29 protein-coding genes are annotated in these 26,762 nt (G+C 71.4%); 14 read left to right on the top strand and 15 right to left on the bottom strand.

The genetic code is table 11. The features are described 5' to 3' along the window. Positions 1-132: 132 nt before the first annotated feature. Both LRD69_RS03040 and LRD69_RS03035 read right to left on the bottom strand, forming a co-directional pair. The gene (locus LRD69_RS03040) at positions 133-645 is read right to left on the bottom strand and encodes a DinB family protein (RefSeq protein ID WP_277324991.1); all 513 of its coding nucleotides are present in this window, start codon (positions 643-645) and stop codon (positions 133-135) included. Positions 646-686: 41 nt separating this feature from the next. Further along, positions 687-1,373 (bottom strand): TetR/AcrR family transcriptional regulator, encoded by a 687-nt coding sequence (locus LRD69_RS03035; RefSeq protein ID WP_277324990.1) that lies wholly within the window; start codon positions 1,371-1,373, stop codon positions 687-689. An 80-nt stretch (positions 1,374-1,453) separates the two neighbouring features. Between LRD69_RS03035 and LRD69_RS03030 the strand changes: the two genes are divergently transcribed. The 3 genes from LRD69_RS03030 (at position 1,454) to LRD69_RS03020 (ending at position 4,095) form a co-directional block, all read left to right on the top strand. Continuing rightward, positions 1,454-2,674 (top strand): FAD-dependent monooxygenase, encoded by a 1,221-nt coding sequence (locus LRD69_RS03030; RefSeq protein ID WP_277324989.1) that lies wholly within the window; start codon positions 1,454-1,456, stop codon positions 2,672-2,674. Next, positions 2,671-3,570, top strand: a complete 900-nt coding sequence (locus LRD69_RS03025; RefSeq protein WP_277324988.1) for a Gfo/Idh/MocA family oxidoreductase — start codon at positions 2,671-2,673, stop codon at positions 3,568-3,570. The genes LRD69_RS03030 and LRD69_RS03025 overlap by 4 nt, the downstream gene beginning before the upstream one ends. A gap of 177 nt (positions 3,571-3,747) precedes the next feature. After that, the gene (locus LRD69_RS03020; RefSeq protein WP_277324987.1) at positions 3,748-4,095 is read left to right on the top strand and encodes a hypothetical protein; all 348 of its coding nucleotides are present in this window, start codon (positions 3,748-3,750) and stop codon (positions 4,093-4,095) included. Here LRD69_RS03020 and lnt read toward each other — a convergent pair. The 4 genes from lnt to LRD69_RS03000 form a co-directional block, all read right to left on the bottom strand. Next, positions 4,090-5,697, bottom strand: coding sequence for an apolipoprotein N-acyltransferase (gene lnt, locus LRD69_RS03015; RefSeq protein WP_277329607.1), 1,608 nt, complete (start codon positions 5,695-5,697; stop codon positions 4,090-4,092). The two genes, LRD69_RS03020 and lnt, sit on opposite strands and share 6 nt — an antisense overlap. A gap of 190 nt (positions 5,698-5,887) precedes the next feature. After that, a complete protein-coding gene (locus tag LRD69_RS03010) occupies positions 5,888-6,385 on the bottom strand; it encodes a nuclear transport factor 2 family protein (RefSeq protein WP_277324986.1) in 498 nt (165 codons plus the stop codon). Positions 6,386-6,497: 112 nt separating this feature from the next. Further along, positions 6,498-7,361 carry a universal stress protein gene (locus tag LRD69_RS03005; protein ID WP_277324985.1) on the bottom strand — a complete coding sequence of 288 codons (864 nt, stop codon included), beginning with the start codon at positions 7,359-7,361 and terminating at the stop codon, positions 6,498-6,500. A 314-nt stretch (positions 7,362-7,675) separates the two neighbouring features. Then, a complete protein-coding gene (locus LRD69_RS03000; RefSeq protein ID WP_277324984.1) occupies positions 7,676-9,481 on the bottom strand; it encodes a pectate lyase in 1,806 nt (601 codons plus the stop codon). Between the two features lie 435 nt (positions 9,482-9,916). Between LRD69_RS03000 and LRD69_RS02995 the strand changes: the two genes are divergently transcribed. Beyond that, positions 9,917-10,741, top strand: a complete 825-nt coding sequence (locus tag LRD69_RS02995) for a hypothetical protein (protein WP_277324983.1) — start codon at positions 9,917-9,919, stop codon at positions 10,739-10,741. Positions 10,742-10,993: 252 nt separating this feature from the next. After that, positions 10,994-11,152 (top strand): hypothetical protein, encoded by a 159-nt coding sequence (locus LRD69_RS02990; protein ID WP_277324982.1) that lies wholly within the window; start codon positions 10,994-10,996, stop codon positions 11,150-11,152. 141 nt (positions 11,153-11,293) lie between these two features. On the opposite strand, the gene LRD69_RS02985 is transcribed toward LRD69_RS02990, so the two are convergent. The 3 genes from LRD69_RS02985 to LRD69_RS02975 all read right to left on the bottom strand — a co-directional run bounded on the left by LRD69_RS02985 (position 11,294) and on the right by LRD69_RS02975 (position 13,584). Further along, entirely contained in the window at positions 11,294-11,494 is a 201-nt protein-coding gene (locus LRD69_RS02985) for a CsbD family protein (protein ID WP_277324981.1), read from the bottom strand. Between the two features lie 221 nt (positions 11,495-11,715). Next, positions 11,716-12,588 (bottom strand): undecaprenyl-diphosphate phosphatase, encoded by an 873-nt coding sequence (locus LRD69_RS02980; protein WP_277324980.1) that lies wholly within the window; start codon positions 12,586-12,588, stop codon positions 11,716-11,718. A gap of 282 nt (positions 12,589-12,870) precedes the next feature. Continuing rightward, entirely contained in the window at positions 12,871-13,584 is a 714-nt protein-coding gene (locus LRD69_RS02975; protein WP_277324979.1) for a TVP38/TMEM64 family protein, read from the bottom strand. 398 nt (positions 13,585-13,982) lie between these two features. On the opposite strand from LRD69_RS02975, the gene tuf reads away from it, so the two are divergent. The 3 genes from tuf (at position 13,983) to LRD69_RS02960 (ending at position 16,950) form a co-directional block, all read left to right on the top strand. Beyond that, complete coding sequence (gene tuf, locus LRD69_RS02970; protein WP_277324978.1) at positions 13,983-15,158, top strand: elongation factor Tu; 1,176 nt, start codon at positions 13,983-13,985, stop codon at positions 15,156-15,158. Between the two features lie 78 nt (positions 15,159-15,236). Continuing rightward, a complete protein-coding gene (locus LRD69_RS02965; protein ID WP_277324977.1) occupies positions 15,237-16,082 on the top strand; it encodes a patatin-like phospholipase family protein in 846 nt (281 codons plus the stop codon). A 22-nt stretch (positions 16,083-16,104) separates the two neighbouring features. After that, on the top strand, positions 16,105-16,950 hold the full coding sequence (locus LRD69_RS02960; protein ID WP_277324976.1) for a fused MFS/spermidine synthase: 846 nt from the start codon (positions 16,105-16,107) through the stop codon (positions 16,948-16,950). On the opposite strand, the gene LRD69_RS02955 is transcribed toward LRD69_RS02960, so the two are convergent. Continuing rightward, positions 16,912-18,234, bottom strand: coding sequence for an MFS transporter (locus LRD69_RS02955; RefSeq protein WP_277324975.1), 1,323 nt, complete (start codon positions 18,232-18,234; stop codon positions 16,912-16,914). The genes LRD69_RS02960 and LRD69_RS02955 overlap by 39 nt on opposite strands. A 123-nt stretch (positions 18,235-18,357) precedes the next feature. Further along, entirely contained in the window at positions 18,358-19,437 is a 1,080-nt protein-coding gene (locus LRD69_RS02950; RefSeq protein ID WP_277324974.1) for a hypothetical protein, read from the bottom strand. A gap of 141 nt (positions 19,438-19,578) precedes the next feature. Here LRD69_RS02950 and LRD69_RS02945 point away from each other — a divergent pair, with 141 nt between their 5' ends. Together LRD69_RS02945 and LRD69_RS02940 are read left to right on the top strand one after the other, a co-directional pair. Continuing rightward, on the top strand, positions 19,579-20,016 hold the full coding sequence (locus tag LRD69_RS02945; RefSeq protein ID WP_277329606.1) for a DUF4442 domain-containing protein: 438 nt from the start codon (positions 19,579-19,581) through the stop codon (positions 20,014-20,016). A gap of 157 nt (positions 20,017-20,173) precedes the next feature. Then, positions 20,174-20,833, top strand: a complete 660-nt coding sequence (locus LRD69_RS02940; RefSeq protein WP_277329605.1) for a DedA family protein — start codon at positions 20,174-20,176, stop codon at positions 20,831-20,833. A 113-nt stretch (positions 20,834-20,946) separates the two neighbouring features. On the opposite strand, the gene LRD69_RS02935 is transcribed toward LRD69_RS02940, so the two are convergent. Further along, positions 20,947-21,477: a gamma carbonic anhydrase family protein gene (locus LRD69_RS02935; RefSeq protein WP_277324973.1), complete on the bottom strand. Its 531-nt coding sequence runs from the start codon at positions 21,475-21,477 to the stop codon at positions 20,947-20,949. 191 nt (positions 21,478-21,668) lie between these two features. Between LRD69_RS02935 and LRD69_RS02930 the strand changes: the two genes are divergently transcribed. Next, the gene (locus LRD69_RS02930) at positions 21,669-22,406 is read left to right on the top strand and encodes an acyltransferase (RefSeq protein WP_277324972.1); all 738 of its coding nucleotides are present in this window, start codon (positions 21,669-21,671) and stop codon (positions 22,404-22,406) included. Between the two features lie 53 nt (positions 22,407-22,459). Here the strand turns inward: LRD69_RS02930 and LRD69_RS02925 are convergent, their stop codons facing one another. Continuing rightward, on the bottom strand, positions 22,460-23,326 hold the full coding sequence (locus tag LRD69_RS02925) for a DMT family transporter (RefSeq protein ID WP_277324971.1): 867 nt from the start codon (positions 23,324-23,326) through the stop codon (positions 22,460-22,462). A gap of 93 nt (positions 23,327-23,419) precedes the next feature. Between LRD69_RS02925 and LRD69_RS02920 the strand changes: the two genes are divergently transcribed. Next, complete coding sequence (locus LRD69_RS02920) at positions 23,420-23,992, top strand: XRE family transcriptional regulator (RefSeq protein WP_277324970.1); 573 nt, start codon at positions 23,420-23,422, stop codon at positions 23,990-23,992. Positions 23,993-24,036: 44 nt separating this feature from the next. Continuing rightward, positions 24,037-24,597 (top strand): YbaK/EbsC family protein, encoded by a 561-nt coding sequence (locus LRD69_RS02915; protein ID WP_277324969.1) that lies wholly within the window; start codon positions 24,037-24,039, stop codon positions 24,595-24,597. Between the two features lie 102 nt (positions 24,598-24,699). On the opposite strand, the gene LRD69_RS02910 is transcribed toward LRD69_RS02915, so the two are convergent. Further along, positions 24,700-25,467 carry an AAC(3) family N-acetyltransferase gene (locus LRD69_RS02910; protein ID WP_277329604.1) on the bottom strand — a complete coding sequence of 256 codons (768 nt, stop codon included), beginning with the start codon at positions 25,465-25,467 and terminating at the stop codon, positions 24,700-24,702. Positions 25,468-25,603: 136 nt separating this feature from the next. Beyond that, entirely contained in the window at positions 25,604-26,029 is a 426-nt protein-coding gene (locus LRD69_RS02905) for a CoA-binding protein (protein ID WP_277324968.1), read from the bottom strand. A gap of 59 nt (positions 26,030-26,088) precedes the next feature. Between LRD69_RS02905 and LRD69_RS02900 the strand changes: the two genes are divergently transcribed. Continuing rightward, a complete protein-coding gene (locus LRD69_RS02900; RefSeq protein ID WP_277324967.1) occupies positions 26,089-26,715 on the top strand; it encodes a YigZ family protein in 627 nt (208 codons plus the stop codon). Positions 26,716-26,762: the final 47 nt, after the last annotated feature.

Below are 26,762 nucleotides of genomic sequence, written 5' to 3'. Positions count from 1 at the left end.
CTGCTGTGCGGGTGATCCATTGCGGGAGGGAAGAAGCCGTGATTGGCCCGCACGAGTGACCCCGGTCGGCGCAGTCCCCGCCTGTCGCTGCCCCCGGGGCGCGCCGGATGCGGGCGAGCGGCCGCGGCGGGATCAGTCGCCGGTCGCTCCGTCGATCCGCTCCCGGACGAGATCGGCGTGGCCGTTGTGCCGGGCGTACTCCTCGATCATGTGGGTGTAGATCCATCGCAGGTTGTACGGCTCGCCCTTGCGGCTCAGGCCGATCGACAGATCGTCGAGCCCGACGTTCGCGGCGATCTCCCTGGCCCGTGCGATCTCCTCCCGCCAGATCGCCCCGTCCTTCTCCCAGGTGTCCGCCTCGGTGAGGTGGAACTCGCCTTCCGGGTCCTCGTCCGTCCCGTAGACGGCCTTCACGTCCTCACCGGCCAGGACCTCGCGGAACCAGCCGCGCTCCACCTCCGCCATGTGCCGCACGAGCCCGAGCAGGCTGAGCTCCGACGGGGGTACGGACGCCTCCCGCAGCTGGGAGTCGGTGAGGCCTGCACACTTCAGGGCGAGCGTGTCGCGGTGATAGTCGAGCCAGCCCTCCAGCATCGGGCGCTCTGCGGCGGTGAGGGCGGGCTCGGAGCGTTCGTCCGTGGTCATGGCGCGCATTCTTGCCCAGCCATCACGAATGGGCCGGGCGTTCAGCGGCTGTCGCGGCCCAGCATGCCGCACAGCAACTCGGTGAAGCCGGTGCGCAGTTCCTCCTCGGTGGGTACGGACCGGTGGTACGACCCGGCGGCGCAGGAGAACATCAGCCCCTCGCACCAGGCCACCAGCGACAGGGCATGGCGATCCGGCTCGGCCGAACCGGCTGCCGTCATCAGTGCCACCAGGGGGTCGCGGAACTGGCGGCCCATGGTGTCGAAGAACTCACGCAACTCCGGGCGCCGGGTGGCCTCCAGGGCGAGTTCGTAGCGGCAGATGAGCAGTTCGGGGTGACGGGTCAGATACCGGTGCATGGCCAGTGCGAGACCGCCGACGACGGCGTCCAGACCGTCACCTGCCTGCCCTGCCGCCTTCCCTCCTGTCCCGTCGGCTGCCTCCGCCTCGGTTTCCGCCCTGCCGACTGCTGCGCCGCCGGGCATCGGGAGCTCTCCCGGGGCGAGCACCTGTGCCTCACGCTCGGCAAGGCGTCGCACCGTGGCCTCCAGCAGGGCCTGCCGGGTGCGGGCGTAGTTGGACGTCGAACCCTGGGGGAGTGCCGCGCGCTCGTCGACGGCGCGGTGGGTGAGCCCCCGCATCCCGCGCTCGGCGAGCAGTGCCAGGGCGGCGTCGGTGATCAGGCCGGCCCGGGAGGCGCCGGCGATGCGGGGGGAGCTTGTGGCCATGGGGCCAAACCTACCGCTGCAACTACACCTGTAGTACGTTGGTCTCCTCACTACAGATGTAGTTTCGAGGAGGGGGAGTCATGACACAGCCCCATGCGGTCGTCATCGGCAGCGGGATCGGTGGGCTGACCGCCGCCGTCGCCCTGCACCGGCGCGGCTGGCGGACCACCGTCCTGGAGCGGGCGGCCTCCCTGGAGCCCGTCGGCGCAGGGATCGGCCTCGCGCCCAACTCCCAGCGCGCCCTGGACGTCATCGGCCTCGGTGACAGGATCCGCTCCCTGGCCGCCTGGCAGGGCGACGGCGGTATGCGCACCCCGGGCGGCCGGTGGCTCGCCGGGACGAGCAGCGAGGCCGCGACCGAGCGGTTCGGCGGATCGATCGTCCTCGTCCATCGCGCCACCCTGATCGACGTGCTCGCCGCCGGACTTCCCTCATCCGCGATCCGTACCGGGGCGCCGGCGCAGCTCCTGGAGCCGGGCACCGCGGGCGGCGCCCGGGCGATCGTCGCCACTGCGGCCGGAAACATCGAGGCCGACCTCGTCGTCGGCGCCGACGGCATCGACTCGGCCGTACGCTCCTGCCTCTTCCCCGCGCACCCCGGACCGTCGTACGCGGGCTTCACCACCTGGCGCGTCGTCGTCCCGGCGCCGGAGAAGGCCTTCGCCCCGCACGAGACCTGGGGCCGCGGCGCCCTCTGGGGCACCCAACCGCTCAAGGACGGCCGGATCTATGCCTACGCGGCCGCTGTCGCGCCTGCCGGGGAGCGGGGCGCCGACGGCGAGAAGGCCGAGCTGCTGCGCCGGTTCGGCGACTGGCACGATCCGATCCCCGGGATCATCGCCGCCGTCGAGCCCGGACAGGTTCTCCGCAACGATGTGCACCATCTGATCGACCCCCTGCCGGTGTTCCACCGCGGCCGCACCGTCCTGGTCGGCGACGGCGCGCACGCCATGGCGCCCACACTCGGACAGGGAGGCAACCAGACGATCGAGGACGCCATCGTGCTCGCTCACCATGCGGCGCCCGGCGGCGACCTGGCGGCGGCCCTGGCCGCGTACAGCGCGGACCGTGTCCCGCGCACCCACGCCATCGTCCGCAAGGCCGCCCAGGCAACCCGGCTGATGCGTCTGACCAGCGCACCTGCCGTCGCACTGCGTGACATATCGATGTCGGTCGTCGCCCGGTTCGGGCCCGGCCTCGTCCTGCGCACCTTCGACGGCATCGCGGACTGGCAGCCGCCGCAGCACACGTATGCTGCCTCGACGGATGACGCGCACACAGCGAGAGGGAGTTCCCTGTGAAGGTCGGCTGCATCGGGCTCGGCGACATCGCGCAGAAGGCGTACCTGCCGGTGCTCACCACCCTGCCCGGGGTCGAACTCCATCTGCAGACCCGCACCCCCGCGACCCTGACGGCCGTCGCCGAGGCCCACAGGATCCCGCCGGAGCAGCGCCACACCGACCTCGACTCGCTGATCGCGGAGGGCCTGGACGCCGCCTTCGTCCACGCTCCGACCTCCGTGCACCCGGAGATCGCCGGGCGGCTGCTCGACGCGGGTGTTCCCACGTACGTCGACAAGCCGCTCGCCTACGAACTCGCAGAGTCCGAGCGGCTGGTGAACCTCGCCGAGGAGCGCGGTGTCAGCCTGGCCGTCGGCTTCAACCGGAGGGTCGCGCCCGGCTACGCGCAGTGCGCCGAGCACCCTCGCGAGCTGATCCTGATGCAGAAGAACCGGGTGGGACTGCCCGAGGACCCGCGGGCCATGGTGCTCGACGACTTCATCCACGTCGTGGACACCCTGCGCTTCCTGGTGCCGGGCCCGGTCGAGCACACCGTCGTACAGGCCAGAATCCGTGAGGGCCTGATGCACCACGTCGTGCTGCAGCTGTCCGGCGACGGGTTCACCGCCATCGGTGCGATGAACCGGCTCAGCGGCTCGACGGAGGAGCGGCTCGAGGTCTCCGGACAGGACTCCAAGCGCGAGGTGGTGAACCTCGCCGAGGTGATCGACCACAAGGGGCAGCCGAGCGTGCGGCGGCGCGGGGACTGGGTGTCGGTGGCCCGCCAGCGCGGCATCGAGCAGAGCGTGCTGTCCTTCCTGGACGCCGTGCAGGCCGGAAAGCTGCTGAGCGCCCGGGACGCCCTGGAGACGCACGAGCTGTGCGAGCGCATCCTCCGCGACCTGGGCTGCGCGTAGTCCTCTCGTCCGGATCGTGCAGGGCCTGCGGGGCGGACGGCGTCCGGTGGGCTGTGCGGGACGGTCGGATGTCAGCGGAACCCGCAGGTGAGGACGGGTTCGATCCGCTCGGGATGCGTCCCGCACAGGCCGGAGGCAGGCTGGGGGGATCGATCACCGGCCCGTGGAGGTGACCTCGTGAAGCCCCACGACGAGCCACAGGGATGGGGCGCTCTCCAGCCACCCCCCGGCTACTACTCGGCGGACGGGCAGCCACCCGACGCGATGCAGCGCGGCCTGATCCTCGACTGGGCGGTCAATCAGCGGATCGCCAACGGCTGGCGGGTGGAGTCCCGGGCCGAGACGCAGGTGGTGATGGTCCGGGGACAGCCGCTCAACCACGTGTTGCACGCCCTTCTGATGGTGTTCAGCTGCTTTCTGTGGGGCGTCGTCTGGGCGGTCCTGGCGGTGACGAACAAGGTGGAGCGGGTGGCGCTGACCGTCGACGCGCAGGGAAACATCGTCTCCGTGAACGCCCCGTCATAGACCGTGTGTCCGTGCCGTCGGACTCACCGGGCCGACCGGCTCCAGCGGGGCACGCCGCCGCAGGGACCGGACACCCTCGTAGGCGCAGAACGCCGCCAGCACGCCCAGCGCGCCGTGCACCGGCCAGTCGCCCAGCCGTACGTACAGCGTGGTGCCACGGGCCAGCGGTACGTCGTACACGGCGGCCCCGCTCGTATCCGTCCCCATCGGTGAGCCGATGCGCGCGCCCTGCGGGCCGTACGCCGTGCTGATGCCGGTGAGCGTCGCATGCACCATCGGGCGGCCGTTCTCGGCGGCCCGCAGCGCGCCGAGCGAGGCGTGCTGCTCGGGTGCCCAGGTGTGCTGGAACGACGAGGTCGAGGACTGGGCGATCAGCAGCTGGGCCCCGTCACGGGTCAGGCGCCTGCTCATGTCGGGAAACGCCGACTCGAAGCAGACCAGCGGCCCGATCCGCAGACGGTTCTCCGAGGCACCTACGTCGGTGGGAGATCCGGTGGACCGGTCCGCGCGAGACGGCTCGGGAACGGACATCACGACCTGCCGGGTGCCGCGCAACCGGTCCTCGCCGGCTGCCCTGCCCACCGACGTCACCCAGCCGAGCACCGAACGGGCCGGGACGTATTCGCCGAACGGCACCAGGCGCATCTTGTCGTAGCGGTCCCCGGTCAGGCCGTCCGGTCCGACCAGCACGGCGCTCTTGAAGATCCCCGTCCGGCCCGACGCGCCGGTCTGCCGGGCATCCATATTCACCAGCACATCCGCGCCGACCTCGCGCGAAAGCTTCGCGATCCGCGCGGTCAGGTCCGGTCGCCGGGACAGATCCTGGCCGACGCTGCTCTCGCCCCACACCACCAGATCGAGGTCGCGGCCGGCCAGCGTGCGGGTCAGCCGCTCACTGCGGTCGAAGCGGCGCTCGACGCTGTCGGGTCCCCCGACCACCCCCGGCTGGACGACGGCGATCCGGGCCGTCCCCGCCTGCTGGGGCTGCGGCGCCCACGTCCATATCGCGCCCACGGCGAGAGCGCACACCACGATGCCGACCGCCGCAGCCGTCCGGGCGCGCGAGGTCACGAGCAGCAGGGCGACAGCGGTGTTCACCGCAACCACCAGGAGACTCACCAGCCACACGGCGCCGACCGATGCGACCCGGAGCGCCACAGGCACCTGCCACTGGCTCGCGCCGAGCAGCCCCCACGGACCGCCGAGCCCCTCCCAGGAGCGGCCCACTTCGATCATCAGCCAGCCGCACGGCACCACGATCAGGGCGGCCGCGGCCCGTGCGCCGGAGGGGGCACCCCCGAGCATCCTGGACACCAACAGGCCCCAGGGCGCCCACAGCAGACCGAGCAGCGCCGCGAGAATCACGATGAACACGTGCAGGCTCGGCATCAGCCACTGGTGCACGGCGAGCAGGTAGCCCGCCCCGCCCAGCCAGCCGTCGAGGGCTGCCCGGCGCGGCGTGCCCGCCGACCGGATCAGCAGCAGCCAGGGCACCAGTGCGACATAGGCGAACCACCACAGCGACGGGGCGGGGAAGGCGAGCGCGGGCAGTGCACCGGCGAGCAGCGCGGCACCCGAGCGCCACCAGGGCGACCGGAGCATCCGCCGGCGCTGTTCACGACCGACGGGCCTCCCTTGCTCACGGTGGCCCAGCTCCCCCTGCTCACGGTGGCCGACCGGAATCCGCATAATGCGCCTCCTCGTCCTGCCGGGTGAGCAGGTGTTCCCTTCTTCTTCCCCAGTGTGGGGGGAGCGGAACGGGTGCGGCGAGGCCGGCGCTGTTCGGCGCGACTCAGCCCGCGGTCAGGGAGCCGGAGAGGGTGCGCCACTTCTCGTGGACGGTGACGCTGTGGATCCGCCAGCCGGCCTCCGTACGCACCAGTCCGAATGCGTACCGGCCGCCCGAGACGAAATTCGGCGCGACGGTGTCCGGGGGTGCGGCACCGCCGCCGTCCGGCGTGCCCTGCAGCCGCATCGGGTTCAGGTAGTCGGCCTGCACCTCGGCGCGGTCACCCGGGTAGCCGCCCAGGTCCTGGAGGGCGATCCGGCGGTTGACGACCAGGTGCTGCCGTACGGGGAAGAGCCGCATCGTCTCCGCGAGCCACTGCGCGACCTCGGCCGCGGGCCCCTCCACACCGCCCGCACCGCGGTAGTCGGCGCGGCCCTCCGGGGTGAACAGGTCCCGGTAGTCCTGCCAGGCGCCGTCGTCCACCGCCACCGCATAACCGGTGATCACTGCGTCGATGGACAGCTGGTCCATCACGGTCGCGAGAGCCACGCGCTGCGTCATCCGGCCAGTGTGTGCCCGCCGGCCGCGGAGGCCAAGGGGCGTGCACGCGCGGTGCACCCTCCAGCCGCCGCGCGCACGTCCGCGGTGTGGGTGCCGATCCACCCGGACGGTGTCAGCAGGGGACCACGGCCACCGGCCCGGCCGCGTGTGTGAGTGTCGTCTGCGCCACCGGGGACAGCCCGAATCCAAGATCCTCGCCGCCCTTGCGCCGCCCGATCACCGTGAGGGCGGCGGTCTCCGACGCCGTGACGAGGGTGCGGGACGCGGACCCGTGGACCGGCTCCTGCACCACGTCGATCTGCGGGTACTTCTCACGCCGGCCCGCGGTGAGCTCCGCGAGGGTCCGTGCGGCCGCGTCCGCCGCCGCGTCGCGGTCGAAGACGGGACCGCCGGAGAGCATCGACGAGAACATCGTCCAGCCGTGCACGATCCGCAGGCACGCGCCGGGCCGGGACATGGCCGCCTCGAACGCGAAGTCCAGCACCGCCTCACTGCTCTCGTCGGCGGCCACCCCGGCGACGATGTCCGCGAACGCCTCGCGTGTCTCCGTCCCGTCCTCGTCCGCGGCGCTGCTGTGGACGACGACGACGGGGCACCTCGCCATCGAGGCCGTCGCCAAGCTGTTCGAGCCGACCAGCAGCGACCGGAACCCGCCCAGCCCGCGCGAGCCCAGCACCAGCATCGACGCGTGCTCGCTCAGCGCGGTCAGTGCCGCCGTCGGGAAGTCCAGCGGGGCGAGGGTCGACGTGTGCAGGGCCGGAGCGACCTGTGCCACCCGGCCCACGGACTCCGCGAGCAGTTCCTCGGCCTCGCGCCGCTGAACCTCCTGACTGGTACGCCGATCGAGCGGCCTGACATGCACGATCGTCAGCGGAAGCCCTCGCCGGACGGCGTCGTGCGCGGCCCAGGCGAGCGCCTCGAAGCTGTGCCACGAACCGTCGACGGCGGCGATCACAGGAAGCTCGGCGGTGGTCATGGAGTCCTCCAGAGTCCGGCAGTACCTGTCCCAGGCTGGTACGTGTACGGAGCACGCGGTGGGGACCTCCGACCGCGTCTGCCCCGTATTCCTCCGGTTGTGTTCCGTACGCTACGGCCGGTCGGCGTCCGGCGCAGGAGCAGCCGACGCGCGCACAGCGAAGTTCTGTGCAGCGATGAAGCGCGTCGCGGAAGGGTACGGGCGGACGGGTTTCCGGCTCTCCGGACTGCCGGCCGCGGGCCTTCTGCGACGCGCTTCAGCACGAGGGCGATCCGGCGACGGTCGCACTCAGGACGGAGCGGGGACGGGGCGGATCAACTGCCGGCGACGTACGCCGTCAGAGTGCCGAGATTGTCGATGAAGTCCGATGTGGTGATGCCCAGGGGACTGTTCTGCGGCGTGTAAGGAGCCTCCAGGGGCGGCTTGAGCGGGTCGTACGGCGAGGTGTCGTAGAGGTCGCCCACGTTGCGGCTCATATAGGCCTTGCCGTCGTAGGGCGTCGCGGGTGCCGGTCCCCGGTAGGGATTGGTGATCGACCCGATCGGCGTCAGCCAGTGGTCCCGTGTGCCGAGCCCGTCGACGACGGCGTCCGCCTGCGCCTGCGTCACGGTCGGCAGCGACGGACCGGCGTCGCGGAACAGGTCGTCGAGACTGAGGTCGCTCAGCGAGAAGTAGGCCGGCAGCTCCCGCCTGCCATGGGCCGAGAGCGGCGAGCGGGCCTTGAGGTCGGCGACCTCGGACCGGCTCATCGCCATGAGCTCCTCGTACGTCGCGCGCAGCGCTGCGGTGTCGACCTTGCGTCCGCCGCCGTAGTGGCTCGGGGTGTCCCGGTGGTCGTAGTCGTTGTAGTAGGCGCCATTGCGGATGTTCGAGCCGAAGCGGTGCACGAAGCGAGCGCGGTTGGTGCCGAGTTCGACGAAGGTCGGATGTGTGCTGGACGCCAGGAGCGGGTTCTCCGCCTTCTGCTGATCCGTCAGCCGGCAGGTCTCCAGCCAGGCGATGGCTTCCGGGACGCGACGCAGGAAGTCGTGGTCACCGGTGAGCCGGAAGTAAGCGAAGAGCTGCTGGACATTGGTCTGAGTGGTGTGGGTGACCAGCGCCCGGGGTTCGTAGGAACGGGCACCGGCGGGAGCGCCGGCCGGTCGGCCGCCCGCCGCACGGGCGAGGTGCTGGAGGCCCCAGCCGGCCTGCGGGCCGGGCTGCTGCATGCGGTGGAGGCAGGCCATGGCCCGCCGGACGTTGGGTATCAGGTCCCGGCGGCCCAGGGCGGTGACGCACATCAGCAGGAACTTGATGTTCTCGCCGAGCACGTTGTCGTTGAAGGTCACATGCCCGGTGTAGTCGCCGTCCTCCATGCCGTGCCGGATGCCGGAGGGCAGCCAGGCCGGCAGTTCCTCCGGCCAGGGCATCTGCTCGGCGGAGCCGGAGAAGGCAGGGAACCGCTGGGGCCAGCCGCCGTCGGCGACACCGCCGCGGTACTGCGCGGCGACGACGAAGCGGATCGCGCGGTCCAGAGCGGCTTCGAACTTCGGGTGCGGGCGCTCCAGTTGGAGCCGGAGTATCAGCTGCGCGGCGGTGGCGGTCGCCGCGTCGTCGAAGGTGGCATTGCCGTAGAAGTGCTGGAACTCCTCCAGCCGCCACCCGTTGGCTCCGATGGTCCTGTACCAGTCGCGCAGCGAGCCCTGGCCCGCCGTGTCATGGATGTAGTTCCAACCGCCGCAGGCCAGTTGGGCGTCGACAAGCGCCAGTCCGGTGCGCTTGGCCGCCCGGTAGCAGGCCTCCGATCCGGTGGCGTGGTAGGCGTCGAGCATGCTGTGGCCGACGGACGGAGTGCCGGGCGGCTGGATCCAGCACATGGTGCGCCGGGCCTCCATCTCGCCCCAGGTGGTGGAGAGATCCGGGAGATAGCTCCAGACGTAACCGCCGCCGTAGGAGACGTGCTCGTCCATGAACGTGGTGACGCGGGCCACGGTCGCGGCGATGTCCCCGCGGGTCCGTGCGGGGGTGGGAACGGCCGCGGCGGGTGGCGCGGTACTGGCGGCCGTCGCGCGCCCGGCCGATCCGATCACAAGGGCTGCTGCCGGTGCGACAGCGAGGCGGGAGAAGGTACGACGGCTCACGGGCAGGTGCATCGAACGACTGCCTCCAACTCGGGTGGCGAAACGCGAACAGGGGCCGCGGGGCGGCGGTCCCGGGCATGACGCAGCGTGATCCGATGATCTCGCGCTCCATGTGAAAGGAGTTCTAGCACCATGCGATGGTGGAGCCAAGAGGTCATACACAACAACGAAGTTCATGTATGTGGAGTGCTGGATGGATCAATCGGGCATATGTAACTCATGGGTTCGCTCACCTGGACATCGGTGACCGCGCTGCGCGGGCCGAGGGGAACTCGGCAGTCGTCACGCAGAGATATGTGCAGACCCCTTGAGCGACACGGCGACCGCGGCTTAGGGTCAACTGGTGAGTGGGGTCACGGGTACTCCATGCGGTGTACGGCGACTGCCTCCGGACGTACGACGACGGCCGGGCCCGCCCCGCGGGATGCTCCGGGCATGGAGAACCAGTCCCCAGCGGTCATCAGTACGGAACCGGCGCGCAGAGGCCTCGCCCACCCGCTGCCGAGCACCCGTGCGTGGCACGGTCTGCGCTCGGTGGAACGCCTCTGTTACGCCACCGGATCGGCGCTCGTCGTCTCCGGGCTGCTGCACCTGGTCGTCTTCGCGGTGGACGGCGGTCCCTGGTCCGGCCCGGTGTCCTGGCGCAAGCCCGTCACCTTCGGGCTCTCCTTCGGTCTGACGCTCATCGCGATCTGCTGGGTGGCCTCGTACGTACGCATGCATGCACGCACCCGCACGGTGCTGCTCGCGGTGTTCGCCGCCGACTGTGTGCTGGAGGTCGCGGGCATCACGCTCCAGGCCTGGCGCGGCGTGCCGTCCCACTTCAACATGGAGACGCCCTTCGACACGGCGGTCTCCATGGCGCTGGCCGTCGGCGGGGCGGTGCTGGTCGTCGTCCTCACCGGCCTGGCGGCGGCCTCGTTCGCCCGTCCCCCGGAAGGACCCGCCGGGATGGCGCTCGCGCTGAGATCCGGTTTCGCGATCCTCGTCGTCGGGCTGCTGTCGGGGGCGGCGATGATCGCCCGCGGCGTCTATCTGACCCGCACCGGCCACCAGCCGGCGGGCTATGCCTCCACGGCATCGCTCAAACCACTGCACGGGGTGGCCCTGCACGCGATCCTGGTGCTTCCCGCGCTGGCTAGGGTGCTGGCCGGTACGTCATGGAGCACTTCCACCCGGCGCACCGTCGTGCGCGCCGCCGTGGGGTGCTACGCGGTGGCCGTCGCCGGGGCGCTGACATGGGCGGTCGTCGCGTACTGAACCGTCGCGTACGGACGACTGCGTGGTGGTCGGCCGAAGATCCCGCCCGGCCCCGACGGCCAGGACGGTACGGAGGGCAGGCCCGGCGCTGGCGGCCGAACGTGTCCTGGTGGATACTCCCTGCAGGCACCTTCGGCTGATCCGGACGCCCTGGTGTGCCGCCCCATGGTGCAGAAGCACCGCCACCGCACACCAGCCGTGGTCTTCTCGGGCTCGGGGCCCTCACAACGACCGCTATGCACAGGAGACTTGATGGCTGACGCTTCACCGCGCCAGGTACGACAGCGCGCGAACGACGACGCTGCGGACATGGGCACGACGGTTGTCCTCGACCCCGTCGAGCCGCCGCGGCCGCAGTATGCGGGGTTGTTCGTCGCGCCCCCCGACCTGCCGGCGGCCGACACCGAATGACGCAGCCCCCTCCCGCTCCGGCGGGAAGGGGCAGTTTCATGTCCACGGACATGTCTGCTCGTCCTTCACCGCGGTGAACCCGACGAGCCCCCCTCGGCGTGGCTGAGCCCCCACCATCCAGCGGGGGCTCGGAGCCTGGACCTACTCGTCGTCTCTGATCAGCGGGTCCGTCGGGCCGGACTTTCCGGGCACGTGCTTGCGGGCGTCGTCCAATGCGTCTTTGGCGCGCCCCTTGGCCTGGTCGGCCTTGCCTTCCGCGATCTTGCCGCGGTCGCCGGTCACCTTGCCCAGGGTTTCCTTGGCCTTGCCCTTGATCTTGTCCTTGCTGCTTCCTGAGGTCACTGGGACTCCTCGGCTAGACGAATCCCCCTGACCAAGCTAGGGCACGTCAGGCCGGGTCGCCTCGTGTGGGACGCGGCAGGAGGGCAGATGTCCCTGCCGCAGTGGTCCTGGCCCGCCACCAGTACCCCCCGTCGGTGGGTTCGGTCCGGGGGAGGGCGTCTTCGGCGGCCACGCATGTGCGGGCGTGGCCGCACCGGGGTGTCTCGCCGGCCGAAGAGCCCTTAGCCCGCCGACTCACCCGCGTGCGGGCTCAGTACGCCGGCCGCCACCAGCGCGAACAGCGCTACACCGAGCAGTACGCGGTAGATGACGAACGGCATGAAGCTCTTGGTGGTGATGAACTTCATGAACCATGCGATGACGGCGTAGCCCACACCGAAGGCGATGACCGTCGCGAAGATCGTCGGACCCCACGACACATGTCCTTCGCCCGCGTCCTTCAGCTCGAAGGCACCCGAGGCGAGCACCGCCGGGATCGCGAGGAGGAACGAGTAACGGGCCGCCGCCTCGCGGGTGTAGCCCATCAGCAGGCCACCGCTGATCGTCGCGCCCGAGCGGGATACACCCGGGATCAGCGCCATCGCCTGGCAGAAGCCGAAGATCAGACCGTCCCTGACGCCCAGTTCCTTGAGAGACTTGCGCTCCCTGACGGCCCGGTGCTTGCCGCCGGTCTCGTCGCGGGCGGCGAGGCGGTCGGCGACACCGAGGACGATGCCCATGACGATCAGTGTGGTGGCGATGAGCCGCAGGTCGCGGAAGGGGCCCTCGATCTGGTCCTTGAACGTCACGCCGAGGACGCCGATCGGGATGGAGCCGACGATGACCAGCCAGCCCATCTGGGCGTCGTGGTTGCTGCGCATCGACCGGTTGGTCAGCGAGCGGAACCACGCCGAGACGATCCGCACGATGTCCTTGCGGAAGTAGATGAGAACCGCCGCCTCCGTGCCGATCTGGGTGATCGCGGTGAACGCCGCACCCGGGTCGTGCCAGCCGGCGAACGCTGCGGTGAGCCGCAGATGCGCGCTGGAGGAGATCGGCAGGAACTCGGTCAGTCCCTGAACGAGGCCCAGGACGAACGATTCGAACCAGCTCATGGGGCTTTGGCCATCCCGGAAGTCATCGCGCATCGGCCGACGGACGGCGGAGCCGTCGGCAACGTGCGGAGTGCGGTCGTGTGAGGGAGGGGCCACGGCGGGCCCGATGATCGTCGGTCGTGCGCGGGCAGCGTATCGCCCCTGGATGAACGGGGTGACGGCTGCCCCCGGCGACCGGCCGGCTCCGCTGCCCGCGCCGGCGTACCCCGGCGACCGGCCGGCTCAGTCGCGCCGGCGCCGGTCAGCGTGCCTGCGGCCGGCGCGGATCGCTCCGGCCCCCGGTCATCGCCCGCCGAAGGAGTGCCGCCTGCGCCAGGCGACGGCGGCCGCGCCGATCCCCGTCAGCACGATGAAACCCATCGCGGCCAGGAACGCGGGCGACGTCGGCGACGAGGCCGTGCTGCCTGCGACGACGTATGCCGCAGTGTTCGGGACGGAGCCGATTCCGGTGGCCATCAGGAACGGCGGATACCCCATGCGCGACACCGCGGCGCAGTAGTTGGCCGCGGCGAACGGCACACCCGGGAAGAGCCGCAGCGCCAGCATCGAGCGGAAGCCGTGCCGGCTCAACTGTCCGTCCGCCGCCTTCAGCCAGCGCCCGCGCAGCAGCGTACGCAGCGCGTCCTGCCCCAGGACCCTGCCGAGGCCGAACGAGATGCCGGCCCCCAGCACCGTGCCCACCAGGGCGGCGGCCAGACCGGCCTGGGAACCGAAGAGCGCACCCGCGGCAAGATTGAGCAGCGGCCGCGGTACGAACGCCACGGTGCACACCCCGTACGCGACGCCGAACAGCAGCACCGCGACGCCGCCACTGCTCAGCCGGGCCGGCCAGCCGGTGGCCAGCAACCGCTGCGGTTCGAGGAGCAGCATCATCGCCGCGGCGGCCAGCAGCACGACCACGAGCAGCGAGAGCCGGGACCAGGGCGAGAGCAGCGCCCTCGCGCAGCGCGCGGCGAGGCCCGCGGAGGGCCGGGTGGCGGGGGAGGGGTCGAGCATTCGGGGAGACTAACCGACGACGGTGTGTGAGCGCCGTAATGTGCCCCGGACGATCCGCCGCACACGCGCCGCCCGGGAGCCGACAGCGCAGCCGAAAACCATTCGACGGGTCCGCGGCCGTCGGCCATGATCTGACCCATGTTCCGGTACGCCTTCCTCGCAACGCAGTCCGCAGTCGCGGACGCGCCGAAGGCTGCCGTCATCCCTGCTGTCCACGCTGCCGCGGCACTCACCGCGGCAGCGGCCGCAGTCGACGCAGCAGCGTGCACCGCTGCCGCAGCGTCCCTCGGCGGCGCCCGAAGCTGACCCTCCCCCGACAGTCCGGCGGACCCCGCAAGGGGAGGGTCGGCGGGGCCCTGGGGTCTTCTCTCTCAGCTTCGAGTCACGAAGGACGAGCCATGCCCAAGACGGCATACGTGCGCACCAAGCCGCACCTCAACATCGGCACCATGGGCCACGTCGACCACGGCAAGACCACCCTGACGGCGGCCATCACCAAGGTCCTCAGCGACCGCGCCGGCAGCAGCACCTCCTATGTCTCGTTCGACCGGATCGACCGGGCGCCGGAGGAGGCGCAGCGCGGCATCACCATCAACATCGCGCACGTCGAGTACGAGACCGACACCCGGCACTATGCGCATGTCGACATGCCCGGCCACGCCGACTACGTGAAGAACATGGTCACGGGCGCCGCGCAACTCGACGGGGCGATCCTCGTCGTGTCCGCGCTCGACGGGATCATGCCGCAGACGGCCGAGCACGTCCTGCTCGCCCGCCAGGTGGGCGTGGACCACATCGTCGTCGCCCTCAACAAGGCGGACGCGGGCGACCCGGAGCTGACCGACCTGGTCGAGCTGGAGGTCCGCGAGCTGCTCTCCGCGCACGGCTACGGCGGCGACAGCGTCCCCGTCGTCCGGGTGTCGGGCCTGAAGGCCCTGGCTGGCGACGCGCGCTGGACCGCGTCCGTCGAGGCGCTGCTGGACGCCGTCGACACGTACGTACCGATGCCGGTGCGCTACACCGACGCGCCCTTCCTGCTGTCCGTGGAGAACGTCCTGACCATCACCGGCCGGGGCACCGTCGTCACCGGAGCCGTCGAGCGCGGCACCGTGCGCGTCGGCGACCGGGTGTCCGTGCCGGGGGCGGACATCGAGACGGTCGTCACCGGTCTGGAGACGTTCGGGAAGCCGATGGACTCCGCGCAGGCCGGTGACAACGTGGCGCTGCTCCTGCGCGGGGTGGAGCGCGACCGGGTCCGCCGCGGCCATGTGGTGGCGGCGCCCGGCAGTGTGACACCGAGCCGTCGCTTCACCGCGCAGGTGTACGTCCTGTCGGCCAGGGAGGGCGGCAGGACCACACCGGTCACCACCGGCTACCGGCCGCAGTTCTACATCCGTACCGCGGACATCGTCGGGGACATCGACCTCGGTGAGGCGGCGGTGGCGCGCCCCGGCGACACGGTCACGATGACCGTCGAGCTGGGCCGCGACATCCCGCTGGAGTCCGGTCTCGGCTTCGCGATCCGGGAGGGCGGCCGCACGGTCGGCGCGGGCACCGTCACCGGCCTGCTCTGATCCGTACCCGTCCGCGCACCGGCCCCGTCTTCCGCACCCACGGCAGGCGGGGCCGGCGCCATGCGCAAGACTGACGGCATGGCAGATATTGCACTGGTGCTGGGGTCCGGCGGTGTCACCGGAAGTGCCTGGGAAACCGGGATCCTGCACGGACTCGCCGAGGCGGGCGTGGACCTGTCCGCCGCGGATCTGATCATCGGCAGTTCCGCCGGGGCCGTCGTCGGCGCCCAGGTCGCCTCCGGACGGCTCGGCCTGCCCGACCTGTACGCACGCCAGCTCGCCGGTCCGCAGGGCGAGACCGGCGGCAGGCTCGGCACGGGCACCCTCATGCGCTACGCCCGGGCCGTGCTGACGGCGGATACCCCGGAGGCGTACGGACGGAAGCTGGCCCGCATGGCGCAGACCGCCCGGACCGGAGCCACCGCGGCCGAACGCCGGGCCGTGATCGCGAGCCGGCTCCCGTCGTCCGAGTGGCCCGAGCGGCTGCTGCGCATCACCGCCGTCCACGCGGCCACCGGTGAACTGCACACGTTCGACAAGGACAGCGGCATCCCGCTCGTGGACGCCGTCACCGCCAGCTGCGCCGTTCCCGCGGTCTGGCCGGTCGTCACCATCGACGGGCAGGACTGGATCGACGGCGGGGTGTACTCCCCGGCCAATGCCCATCTGGCCGCCGGATACGAACGCGTCGTCGTCATCGCACCGACGGCGAGCGGGAACAAGGTGATCGTCCCGCCGCTCTCCCAGGCCACCGACCTCGAAGCGAAGGGCGCCCGGGTCGCCGTCATCACCCCGGACGCGGCCGCCAGAAAGGCGTTCGGGCGCAACCCTCTCGATCCGGTCCGCAGGGAGGCGGCCGCCCGCGCCGGACGCGCCCAGTCGGCCGCGCACACCGCAGCGGTCGCCGCGGTCCTCAGCAGCTGAACAGGCACCCCACAATGGAAGGGTGAACGAGCCGATACCTGTCATCCGGGACGTGGACCAGGGCACTGCCAGACTGCTTCCCGATGTGGACCGGGACCGGGCCTGGCTGCTCACGGTCGACGGCGCACCGCAGTCGTACGTCGACCTGGACGATCCAGTCCACCTGGAGTTCGAGTACACCCAGCGGCTCGCCCATGTCCTGGACTGCGCCGCGGAACCGGACACCCCCCTCGACGTGCTCCACCTCGGCGGCGGTGCGCTCACCGTGCCGCGCTACGTCACCGCGACCCGGCCGGGCTCGCGGCAGGTCGTCGCCGAGGCCGACCACGGCCTGCTCGCACTGGTCGCCGAGCAGCTGCCGGTACCCGAGGGCAGCGGCATCACCGTGCACGCGACCGACGCCCGAGGCCTTCTGGAGGAGACACCGCCCGCGTCCGTCGACGTCCTGATCGCGGACGTCTTCGGGGGTTCGCGGGTGCCCGCGCACTTCACGTCCGTCGAGTACGCGCAGGCGGCCGGACGGGCGCTGCGTGACGACGGCGTCTACGCCGCCAACCTCGCCGACTGCACGCCCTTCGGCTTTCTCCGCTCGCAACTCGCCAACTTCGCGACCGTCTTCGGCGAGCTCGCGGTGATCGCCGAACCGGCGGTGCTGCGCGGCCGGCGTTTCGGGAACGTCGTCCTGGTCGCCTCCCGCAGCCCCCTCGACACCGCGACGCTGGCCCGCCGCTGCGCCGCCGACGCCTTTCCGGCCCGGGTCGAGCACGGGGCTGCGCTCGCGCGGCTCATCGGCGGCGCCCGGCCGGTCCGGGACGCCGACGCGGTCGCCTCACCCGAGCCGCCCGACGGCACCTTCGGGATCGGCTGACGGCACCTGCCCCGCCGGGGTGTCCGCGGCCGTGGACACCGGTGCCTTCGCGGCTGCGGACCCCGCCACCGCGGCGCCCGTCCGGCGGGTCAGGTTGCGTACGTCGGGTACGAACAGCACGGCCCCCGTGACCAGCACGATGAGCACCGCACAGCCCCACAGCGCCTGGCCCCGCCCGACCAGGCCCTCCATCGGACCGGCGACCGCGGTGGCCAGCGGCAGCATCGCCACCGATCCGAACCAGTCGTACGCCGAGACGCGCGACAGCTTCTCCTCCGGGATCTCCTGATGCAGGGCCGTCATCCAGGAGACGCCGAACACCTCGATGGCGACGCCGCTGACGAACATCACCGCGCTGAGCCCGGCCACCGGCAGCGGTACGGCGAGCGCCGCCGAGGGCAGGGCCAGCGGGAAGACGCAGAGCGACCCGGCGAGCAGCAGCCGCCGGGGTTTCCAGCGCATCATCAGCAGCGCCCCGCACAGGGTGCCCACCCCGAACGCGGCGAGTGCGAGTCCCCAGGGGCTGGCGCCGCCGAGCTCGTCGCGGGCGACCAGCGGCCCGTACACCGACTCGGCCGCCCCGACCACCGCGACCACCACCGAGAACTGCGCCACGATGGACCACAGCCAGGGGCGGCCGACGAACTCCTGCCAGCCCTCGCGCAGATCGGCCAGCAGCCCGCCGCCCGGCGCGCGCGACGGGATGTGGGCGACGTCGAGGAAGGCGCGCAGCAGCCCGGCGACCGCGAAGGCCGCGGCGTCGACGGCCAGCACCCAGCCCGGATTCATCGCCGCGATCATGGCACCGCCGAGCGCCGCACCACCGATGGCGGCGCCGTGCATCGACATCCGGAACAGCGCGAAGGCACGGCTGGCCTGTTCGCCGCTGACGCTGGACATCAGCATGCCCTCGGCCGCCGGGTTGAAGAACGCCTGCCCGGTGCCGCACGCCGCGGTGAGCACCATCATCTGCCAGAGCTCCGGATCGCCGGCCAGGACCAGCCACGCGAAGGCGGCCTGCGAGACGCAGTTCAGGGCGTTCGCCGCGACCATCACGCGGTGGCGCGGCAGCCGGTCCGCGATCGCGCCACCGATGAGAAGGAAGACGACCAGGGGTGCGGTACGGGCGGCGGCGACCAGACCGACGTCACCACCGTCGCCGCCGGACTCCAGGACGGCGAACGCCGACGCGATCAGTGCGCCGTGGGTACCCAGGCCGGTGATGATCGCGGCGGCGGTCAGCAGACTGTAGTTGCGCCCCGCCCAGGCGGGGCGGCGGCGCATACGGGGCGAGGGTACGGAAGCAGGAGTCACCAAGGGACTATCCCTGTCGGGACCCCGCCCTGCCAAATGCATTGCCTGATCCGGCCCCGGAGCGGGCCGGATCAGGCACAGGTCACCGGTGGATCAGGACTTGGTGATGTCCGTGAGCCGCAGGGTGCTGAGGATCTTCTGGATCGTGGTGTCCGGAAGCTCGCCCTCGACGTCCGCTCCGGCGTAGAGGATCCACGACGAGTACTCGCCGTTGCTGTTCTTGAAGGAGAACGCGATCGACTTGCCGTCGCTGTCGCACTTGTGCTTCTTGGTGACGCCGGGCGCGGTGGCCGTGACGACACTGCCGGTGACACCGGACTTGGTGGTGTACGGCTTGGGCTTGCCGATCTTGATGGTGCCCTTCGGCATGTGCTGCGCATAGGCCGCCCACACCCAGTTGGCGGCCTCGTTGGTGGCGGCCTCGTCCGTGGACTTGGCCCCCTGGGCGCCCTTGGTGCCGACACCGGCCAGGCTCATGTCCTCCTTGGTGCCGTCCTTGTCGACGTCGTCGACGCACCACTTGCTCTTGTAGTACGCCGGTGCGGAGAAGCCGACCGCCGGCGAGCCGTCGCCCTTCTTGTCGTCCTCGAAGAAGGAGAACACCCCCGGAGCGGCGACCTCCCAGTCACCGGGCACGTCGAACTGGGTGCCCCACTTCGGGTTGGTGACGACCTTCCAGCCGGCGATGAGGGGCTTGGCGTCCCCGTCGGTGCCGCGCGGGTTCGCCTCGGGCGAGGACGCGCTGTCGGACGGCTTCGGGGAGGACGACGACTTCCCGTCATCGGCGACGTCCGTACCCCCCTTGTCGTCGTTCTTGTTCATCACCACGACACCGGTGACCACGGCGGCCGCCACCACGGCGGTGGCCGCGACGATCGCGACGACGGTCGTCGACTTCTTCTTGTTGCCACCGGGCTGCGGCGCACCGGGCGGACCGGGAACCGCGTACTGCGGCACGGTCGGCTGCTGGTACGGGTTCGGCTGCGGGTAGCCCGGCTGTCCCTGCTGCGGGTAACCGGGCTGCTGACCCGGCTGGCCCTGCTGATATCCCGGCTGCTGGTATCCCGGCTGCTGATAGGGATTCGGCTGCTGGTAACCCGGTTGCTGATACGGGTTCTGACTCTGGTCCTGCGGGTTCTGCTCGCCCCCGGGCGGCTGCTGTCCTGGCCACATGGGGCGTAACGATAGAGGGGCTGCGGCCGGTCGGCTACGGCCGCCCCCGTGAGGGAACGGTCAAGGTGGACGCCGGGAGGGGAGAGGTATGGTCAAACGGTGCTACCCGTGAGTAACATTCGGCTCATGAGCGCTGAACAGATGACCGTCGGGGAGATGCTCGTCGCGACGGTTCCGATGGCCCGGACCCTCAACCTCGAGTTCCTGGAGACCACCGCCGAGCGGGCGGTGGTCCGCATGCCCGACCAGGCCGACTACCACAACCACGTCGGTGGACCGCACGCCGGAGCGATGTTCACGCTGGCGGAGTCGGCGAGCGGAGCGATCGTCATCGCCGCCTTCGCCGACCAGCTGTCCCGTGCCGTGCCGCTCGCCGTGAAGGCGGAGATCGGCTACAAGAAGCTGGCGATGGGCGTCGTCACCGCGACCGCGACCCTCGGCCGACCGGTGGCGGACGTCGTCGCCGAACTCGACGAGGGCAAGCGGCCGGAATTCCCCGTCACCATCGAGATCCGGCGTGCGGACGGCGCGGTGACCGGTGAGATGACGGTCGTCTGGACGCTTCGCCCGAACGCCTGAGACCCCACGGCGCCTACCTGGGCCGTCCTGCCCCGTGACGGGGGGCGGGGCGGCCCTTCGCGCTGTCCGGCCGGTGGCCCCGGCAGGTAGGCTTCCCGCCGTGCGCCGAGGAGCTTTCCCGGCGGGCGACGGCACATCAGCACGGGAGGAACCGGCGTTGCACATCCAGGAGTGGCTGGAGACAGTCCCTGCGATCAGCGTGTACGTCCTGGTGGGCGTCGTCATCGGTCTGGAGAGCCTGGGCATTCCGCTGCCCGGTGAGATCGTCCTTGTCAGCGCCGCGCTGCTGGCCGCCGGGCACAGCGGCATCGACCCCGTGATCCTCGGCGTCTGCGCCACGGCGGGAGCCGTCGTCGGGGACTCGATCGGGTACGCCATCGGCCGCAGGGGCGGCCGCCCCCTGCTCGCCTGGCTCGGTGGCAGGTTCCCCAGACACTTCGGTGTGGACCAGATCGCCATGGCGGAGCGGTCGTTCCAGAAGTGGGGCATGTGGGCGGTGTTCTTCGGCCGGTTCGTGGCGCTGCTGCGCATCTTCGCCGGACCGCTGGCCGGAGTCCTGCGCATGCCGTACTGGAAGTTCCTGATCGCCAATGTGCTGGGCGGCATCGCCTGGGCGGGTGGTACCACCGCCGTCGTCTACTCGGTGGGGGTTGTCGCCGAGGCCTGGCTGAAGCGTTTCTCCTGGCTCGGACTGGTGGTCGCGCTGCTGATCGGCCTGACCTCGATGCTGGTCCTCAGGAGCCGCGCGAAGAAGGCGGCGGCGCAGTCCGAGGAACGTGCGGCCGCCGAAGCGGCGTCCGTACCCGTCGCGGACTGAGCCCGTCGGCCGGCTCATGGGGCCGACCGCTCCTGCGGTACTCGCCTTCGAGCGACGGCCAAAGACGCCTGCGGCCGGCCTTCGTCGGACGGCCGGGCGGCTCCTGCGGTGCTTCAGCCCGCGTGTGCCCGGCGGTGCGCCTTGGCCAGCTCGACGTACCCCACCGCGTTGAACTTGATGCCCTCCAGCTCCTCCTCGGTCAGCTGTCGCTTGACCTTGGCGGGCACGCCCGCGACGAGCGAACCCGGCGGTACCCGCATCCCCTGCGGGACCAGCGCCTGAGCCGCGACCAGCGAACCGGCGCCGATGTGCGCCCCGTTGAGGACCGTGGCGCCCATGCCGACCAGGACGTCGTCCTCGACGGTGCAGCCGTGCAGTACGGCGTTGTGGCCGACCGAGACGCGCTCACCGACCGTCGTGGGGAACCCGGGGTCGGCGTGGACGGTGCAGCCGTCCTGGATGTTGCTGTCGGCCCCGATGGTGATGGAAGCGCTGTCGGCGCGCAGTACCGCCTGGTACCAGACGCTGGAGCCCGCGGCCATGGTCACCTCGCCGATCACGACCGACGTCGGTGCCGTGAAGGCCGTCACGTCGATGGCCGGTTCGTGGCCGCCCATGCCCGTGATCAACGCCTGCTCTGCCATCGCCCGTTCCTCCGTGCTCCGGTTCGGTCGGCCGCATGGTCCGGCCGCGGTTGTTCGTGCGCGGTGGCTCGATCGCGGTTGCCGACCGGGCCAGGGGAACCGTATGCGACGGCCGTCCGCCGTCGTGGAGTGGGGTGAACATCACAGGACACCGCGGTGACCGGCCCGGTCGTGCCGACTACCGTGAGCGAGTGCCGAAGAACAGCAACACGTTCTCATCCCTCACCGCCTGGCGCCGCCGCGTCCTGTCGCGGGCCGTCCACCGCGGCTGGCGTGCGATACAGGAAGCGGGCGCCGTCACCGCGGAGCACCCCGGCGGACTGCGGTTCGGCCGCATCGGCGAGGGGACCCGGCTCGCGTTCCCGCAGGGCACGGTCTTCGGTGAGCCGTGGATCGAGCTCGGCGGCCACTGCATCATCGGCGAGCAGGTCACCCTGACCGCCGGACTGATGCCGGACCTGGACCTCGGCTCCGCACCGATCCTGACCCTCGGCGACGGTGTGGTGCTCGGACGCGGCAGCCATGTGGTCGCCGACACCACGGTGACCATCGGCTCGAACACGTACTGCGGACCGTACGTCTACATCACGTCCACCAATCACAGTTACGACGACCCGCACGAGCCGGTCGGCAGACAGTGGCCCCGCATGGAACCGGTGGCCATCGGCCCCGGCTGCTGGATCGGCACCGGCGCGGTGATCCTTCCGGGGGCCCGGCTCGGGCGCAATGTGGTGGTTGCGGCGGGTGCGGTGGTGCGCGGCGAGGTGCCCGACCACGCGGTGGTGGCCGGGGCGCCCGCACGTGTCGTACGCAGCTGGGACCCGGCGAAGGGCTGGCAGCCGCCGCTGCGCACGCCCGCTCCGGTCCCGATCCCGGCCGATGTCACGCCCGAACAGCTGCTGGCCGTCGCGGAACTGGACGAAGGGTAGGGGCAGGGTCTGCCCGACGCCCGGGGAGGGTTCCGGAGCCGCGAACCGGATCGCTATCCGGTGGCGAGCAGCACGGTCCCCACCAGGGCCAGACCGGCCCCCGCAGCCTGTACTCCGCGCAGCCGCTCGCCCAGCACCCCGCGCGCGGCCAGGGCCGTGACCACCGGATACAGCGAGGCCAGTACGGCGGCCACGGTGACCGGGCCGTGCTGCGCGGCGAGGGAGTAGGTGCCGTTGGCCGCGACATCGGCGAGGCCGACGAAGGCCAGCGCGGGCAGTGCGGCGGCCACCGCGGCCGCCCCGCCCTCCTCGGGCAGTGCGCGCGCACCGCGCCGTACCGAGACGTACAGAGCCGCACCGCCGACCGCGATATTGGTGACGCGCTGCACGAAGAGCGCCAGGAACAGTCCGGTGACCGTCGTGGAGGCGTGCGAGATCAGCGACATCACGGCTCCGAAGCCGAACGCGGCCAGCAGGGTCAGCAGCACCGCCTGCCGCTGCACCGGTGCGCCGCGCAGCTCCGGCCCACCGGCCAGCACGATGCCCGCGATCGCGACGCCGACCCCGGCGAACTGCAGCAGTCCGGGCCGCTCGCCGACGACCAGCCCGACGGTCACCGGCACGGCGACGCCGAGCGAGCCCAGCGGGGACACGACCCCCATCGGGCCGAGCGCCAGCGCCTTGTAGAAACTCAGCATGGCCACGGGGCCCACCGCTCCCGCGGCCACGGCGAACCAGAGCTGCGGTCCCGCCTCGCTCCAGCCCCCGGTCGCCACCACGACGACGCCCAGCACGAGAGCGGCCATGGTCTGTGACACCACGACCACGGTGAGCGCGGGTGCACGCCGGGTGAGCAGCCCGCCGCCGAAGTCGGCCAGCCCCCAGAGCAGGCTGGTGGCCAGGGCGAACAGTGCTGTCATGGCAGGCCTCGCAGTACAGTGCGATGAACGGTTGGGTGCACCACACCGTAGTGCAGTATTTTTGACTCTGTCATCCAGGATATTGGACGGAACGTGTCTGATCTCGACCAGCTCACCCAGTCGCTCGCGCGCAACCTCAAGCGCTGGCGCGGTGAACGTGGCTTCACCCTGGACGCCCTCGCCGCCCGCGCAGGGGTCAGCCGAGGCATGATCATCCAGATCGAGCAGGCGCGTACCAATCCGAGTGTCGGCACCACGGTGAAGCTCGCCGACGCGCTGGGCGTCAGCATCACCACCCTGCTCGACTACGAACAGGGATCGCACGTCCGGCTGGTGCCCGAGAGCCAGGCGGTGCGCATGTGGTCCACCGAGGCGGGCAGCTCCACCACCCTGCTCGTCGGTACGGAGGCGCGGGGGCCGCTCGAACTCTGGTCCTGGCGCCTGGTCCCCGGCGACAGCAGCGCCTCCGACCCGCACCCCGAGGGCACCGTCGAACTGCTCCACGTCACGGCGGGCGTCCTCACCCTCGTGGTCGACGGCGAGGAGCATTCCGTACCCGCGGGCAGCTCCGCCACCTTCGAGGCCCATCTCCCGCACGCCTACCGCAACGAAGGCTCCGAACCCGCCGAGTTCACGATGGCGGTGTCCATCCCGCCCGTACGCTGAGACGGCCGATCGCCCGTCGCGCGGCGGCTGTTAGCGTGGCGCTCATGCGTGCACCCATCGGAACCTTCGAGGACGCGGGCCCCGCCGTCGACCGCATCGGTCTCCTGACCCCGCCGGTCGCCAAGGCCGTGCGCGAGGGCTGGGGCGGCGTCCCCGCCGACCGGATCATCCACGTCGACACGGACCCGGCGATCGCCGACACGGCGGTCTTCGTCGCCCACCACGGTGCCGACCTGCTCGACCGGTCGGCCAACTGCGTCGTCGTGGCCGGCAAGCGCGGAGGCGAAGTCACCCTGGCGGCCTGCGTCGTCCTCTCCAGCACCCGCGTCGATGTGAACGGGGCGGTCCGCAGGCACCTCGGCGCCCGCAAGGCGTCGTTCGCCTCCATGGACACGGCGGTCGGCGAGACCGGCATGGAGTACGGGGGCATCACCCCGGTCGGACTCCCGGACGGCTGGCCGCTCCTGCTCGATCCCGCCGTGGTGGACGAGGAGTGGGTGCTGATCGGCAGTGGCAGCCGCCGGGGCAAGCTGATCCTCCCGGGCAAGGCACTTGCGGCGCTGCCGAACGCGGTGATCGTCGAGGGGCTCGGCGTCGAGGTGTGAGACCGCTGCGGTTCCACGTGGCGTCGGCGGCGGCCCGCGACACGACCCGAGGGCCGGGCCGGCAGCGCCGCGCACCGGGAACCGGCGCGACGCCGGGCCGCGTTACCGCCGCGCTGCCCGGTGGCGGGGAAGGCTGCGCGCGGCGAAGTCCACCGCGTCGGTGAGACGGAAGAGCCGGGCCGTGGCCGAGCCGACCGGGCCCGAGCGTACGGCCGCGCCGTCGTCCGCGCGCTCGAACTCCGCTCCGAGCGCCGCGAAATCACTGTCGTCCAGCGCGACGTCCTCGTACTCCCACCAGTGGCGTCTGCCATCGGTGGTCACCACGCAGCGGTAGGTGCGGCGCGGCGGGTCCGGTACGCGGTACTCGCCGAGGTGGAACGAGGTGCAGGTGTCGAACCCGGTGCCCAGCAGCAGCACTTGGGCCCGTACGTCGTAGAGGCCGGCCAGTGGGGAGTCCTCGCCGAGATGGCAGTCGGGGCGGTGGTGCGCGACGAGCTTCCCGGCCAGGGGACCCAGCGCGGTGAACGATGTCTGGGGGTGTCCGCTGCGTGCTGCACCCGACGTCAGCCTTACAGCCTCCGAGAGACGGCCCATCGACGGTGCGGCCGACGTCGCGGGGTCGAAGGGCGGCATGCTTGCGCGCACTTCCTTCCGGGCCCGGTCGGTGAGGCCCCGGACCCGTTCGAGATAGTGCGGGGACGTGTCGGAGTTCTCCGGTGTGAACGAGGGGACGACCAGGGTGCCGTCCTCACCGAGCGCGTCCCGCAGCGCGCCGATGACGGCAGCGACCCCGCCGCGCACGGTCCCCACCGCGCGCATCGACGCATGCACCATGAGTACGCCGTTCCGCTCCAGGCCGAGCCCGGCCAGCTGATCGGCGAGCCCGCTTCGGCAGTGGCCCGCGCCCCTGGCGCGCGGTGCACCGGTGACAGTCACAAGTAGGCATTCTCCCAGCGGAGCACCGTGTGTGACACCCCGCACATTCGGCCGAGGAACAGAACGCCGCTTATCGTTCCAGAAGGGGTATTTCGATCGCCGGGCAATGGTCCATCACCATGTCGAGTCCGGCCGCCCGCGTGCGTTCGTACGCGGCCTCGTCGATCACTCCCAGCTGGAACCAGACCGCCTTCGCCCCGATCGCGACGGCCTCGTCGGCGACGGCGCCCGCGAGTTCGCTGTTGACGAAGACGTCCACGACATCGACCGGGAACGGGATGTCGGCCAGTGACGCGTATCCCTTCTCGCCGTGCACCCGCTCCGCCTTGGGATGCACCGGGACGACGCGCTTGCCGAAGCGCTGCAGGACCGCGGCGACGCGATAGGCCGCGCGCGACTCGTTGGCGGACAGTCCCACCACGGCCCAGGTGTCGCCGGTCTCCTGAAGGATCCTGCGGATCGTCTCGGTCCCGGTCTCTGCTGCGTCTGCGTACATGATCCGGACAACGGACGGCGGCCGCGGACCATTCCCGCCCGTGCGCATAGGGTGGCCGGATGCAGGAGCAGTACCGGACGGTCGCCCGAGCGGGCGTGCACGAGACCGAGATCAACCGATCGCGCTTCATCTGCGCGCTCGCGCCCGCCGCCACCGAGCAGGAGGCGCAGGACTTCGTCGCACGCATCCGCAGGGAACACCCGACCGCCTCCCACAACTGCTTCGCGTACGTCGTCGGCGCCGACGCATCCGTGCAGAAGGCCAGTGACGACGGCGAGCCCGGCGGTACCGCGGGTGTTCCCATGCTGCAGATGCTGATGCGCCGCGAGATGCGGTACGTGGTGGCCGTCGTCACCCGCTACTACGGCGGCGTGAAACTCGGTGCCGGGGGACTGATCAGGGCGTACGGAGGGGTCGTCGGCGAGGCTCTCGACGAACTGGGCACGATCACCCGCCAGCGGTTCCGGCTCGCCACCATCACCGTGGACCACCAGCGGGCGGGCAAGCTGGAGAACGATCTGCGCGCCACCGGGCGGGCCGTGCGCGAAGTCCGGTACGCGGAAGCGGTGATCATCGAGATCGGGCTGCCGGACGCCGATGTCGAGGGCTTCCGGGGCTGGCTGGCCGATGCGACGGCGGGTGAGGCGCTGCTGGTGCTGGGCGGCGAGGCGTACGGCGACGCCTGACGGGCGATCCGTACGGGGAGGCTTGCCGGTCCGAGGTGAACCGCGCG

It is taken from the genome of Streptomyces sp. JH14, assembly GCF_029428675.1.
Classification (GTDB): Bacteria; Actinomycetota; Actinomycetes; order Streptomycetales; family Streptomycetaceae; genus Streptomyces.
This window is presented reverse-complemented; position numbering and strand designations above follow the sequence as displayed.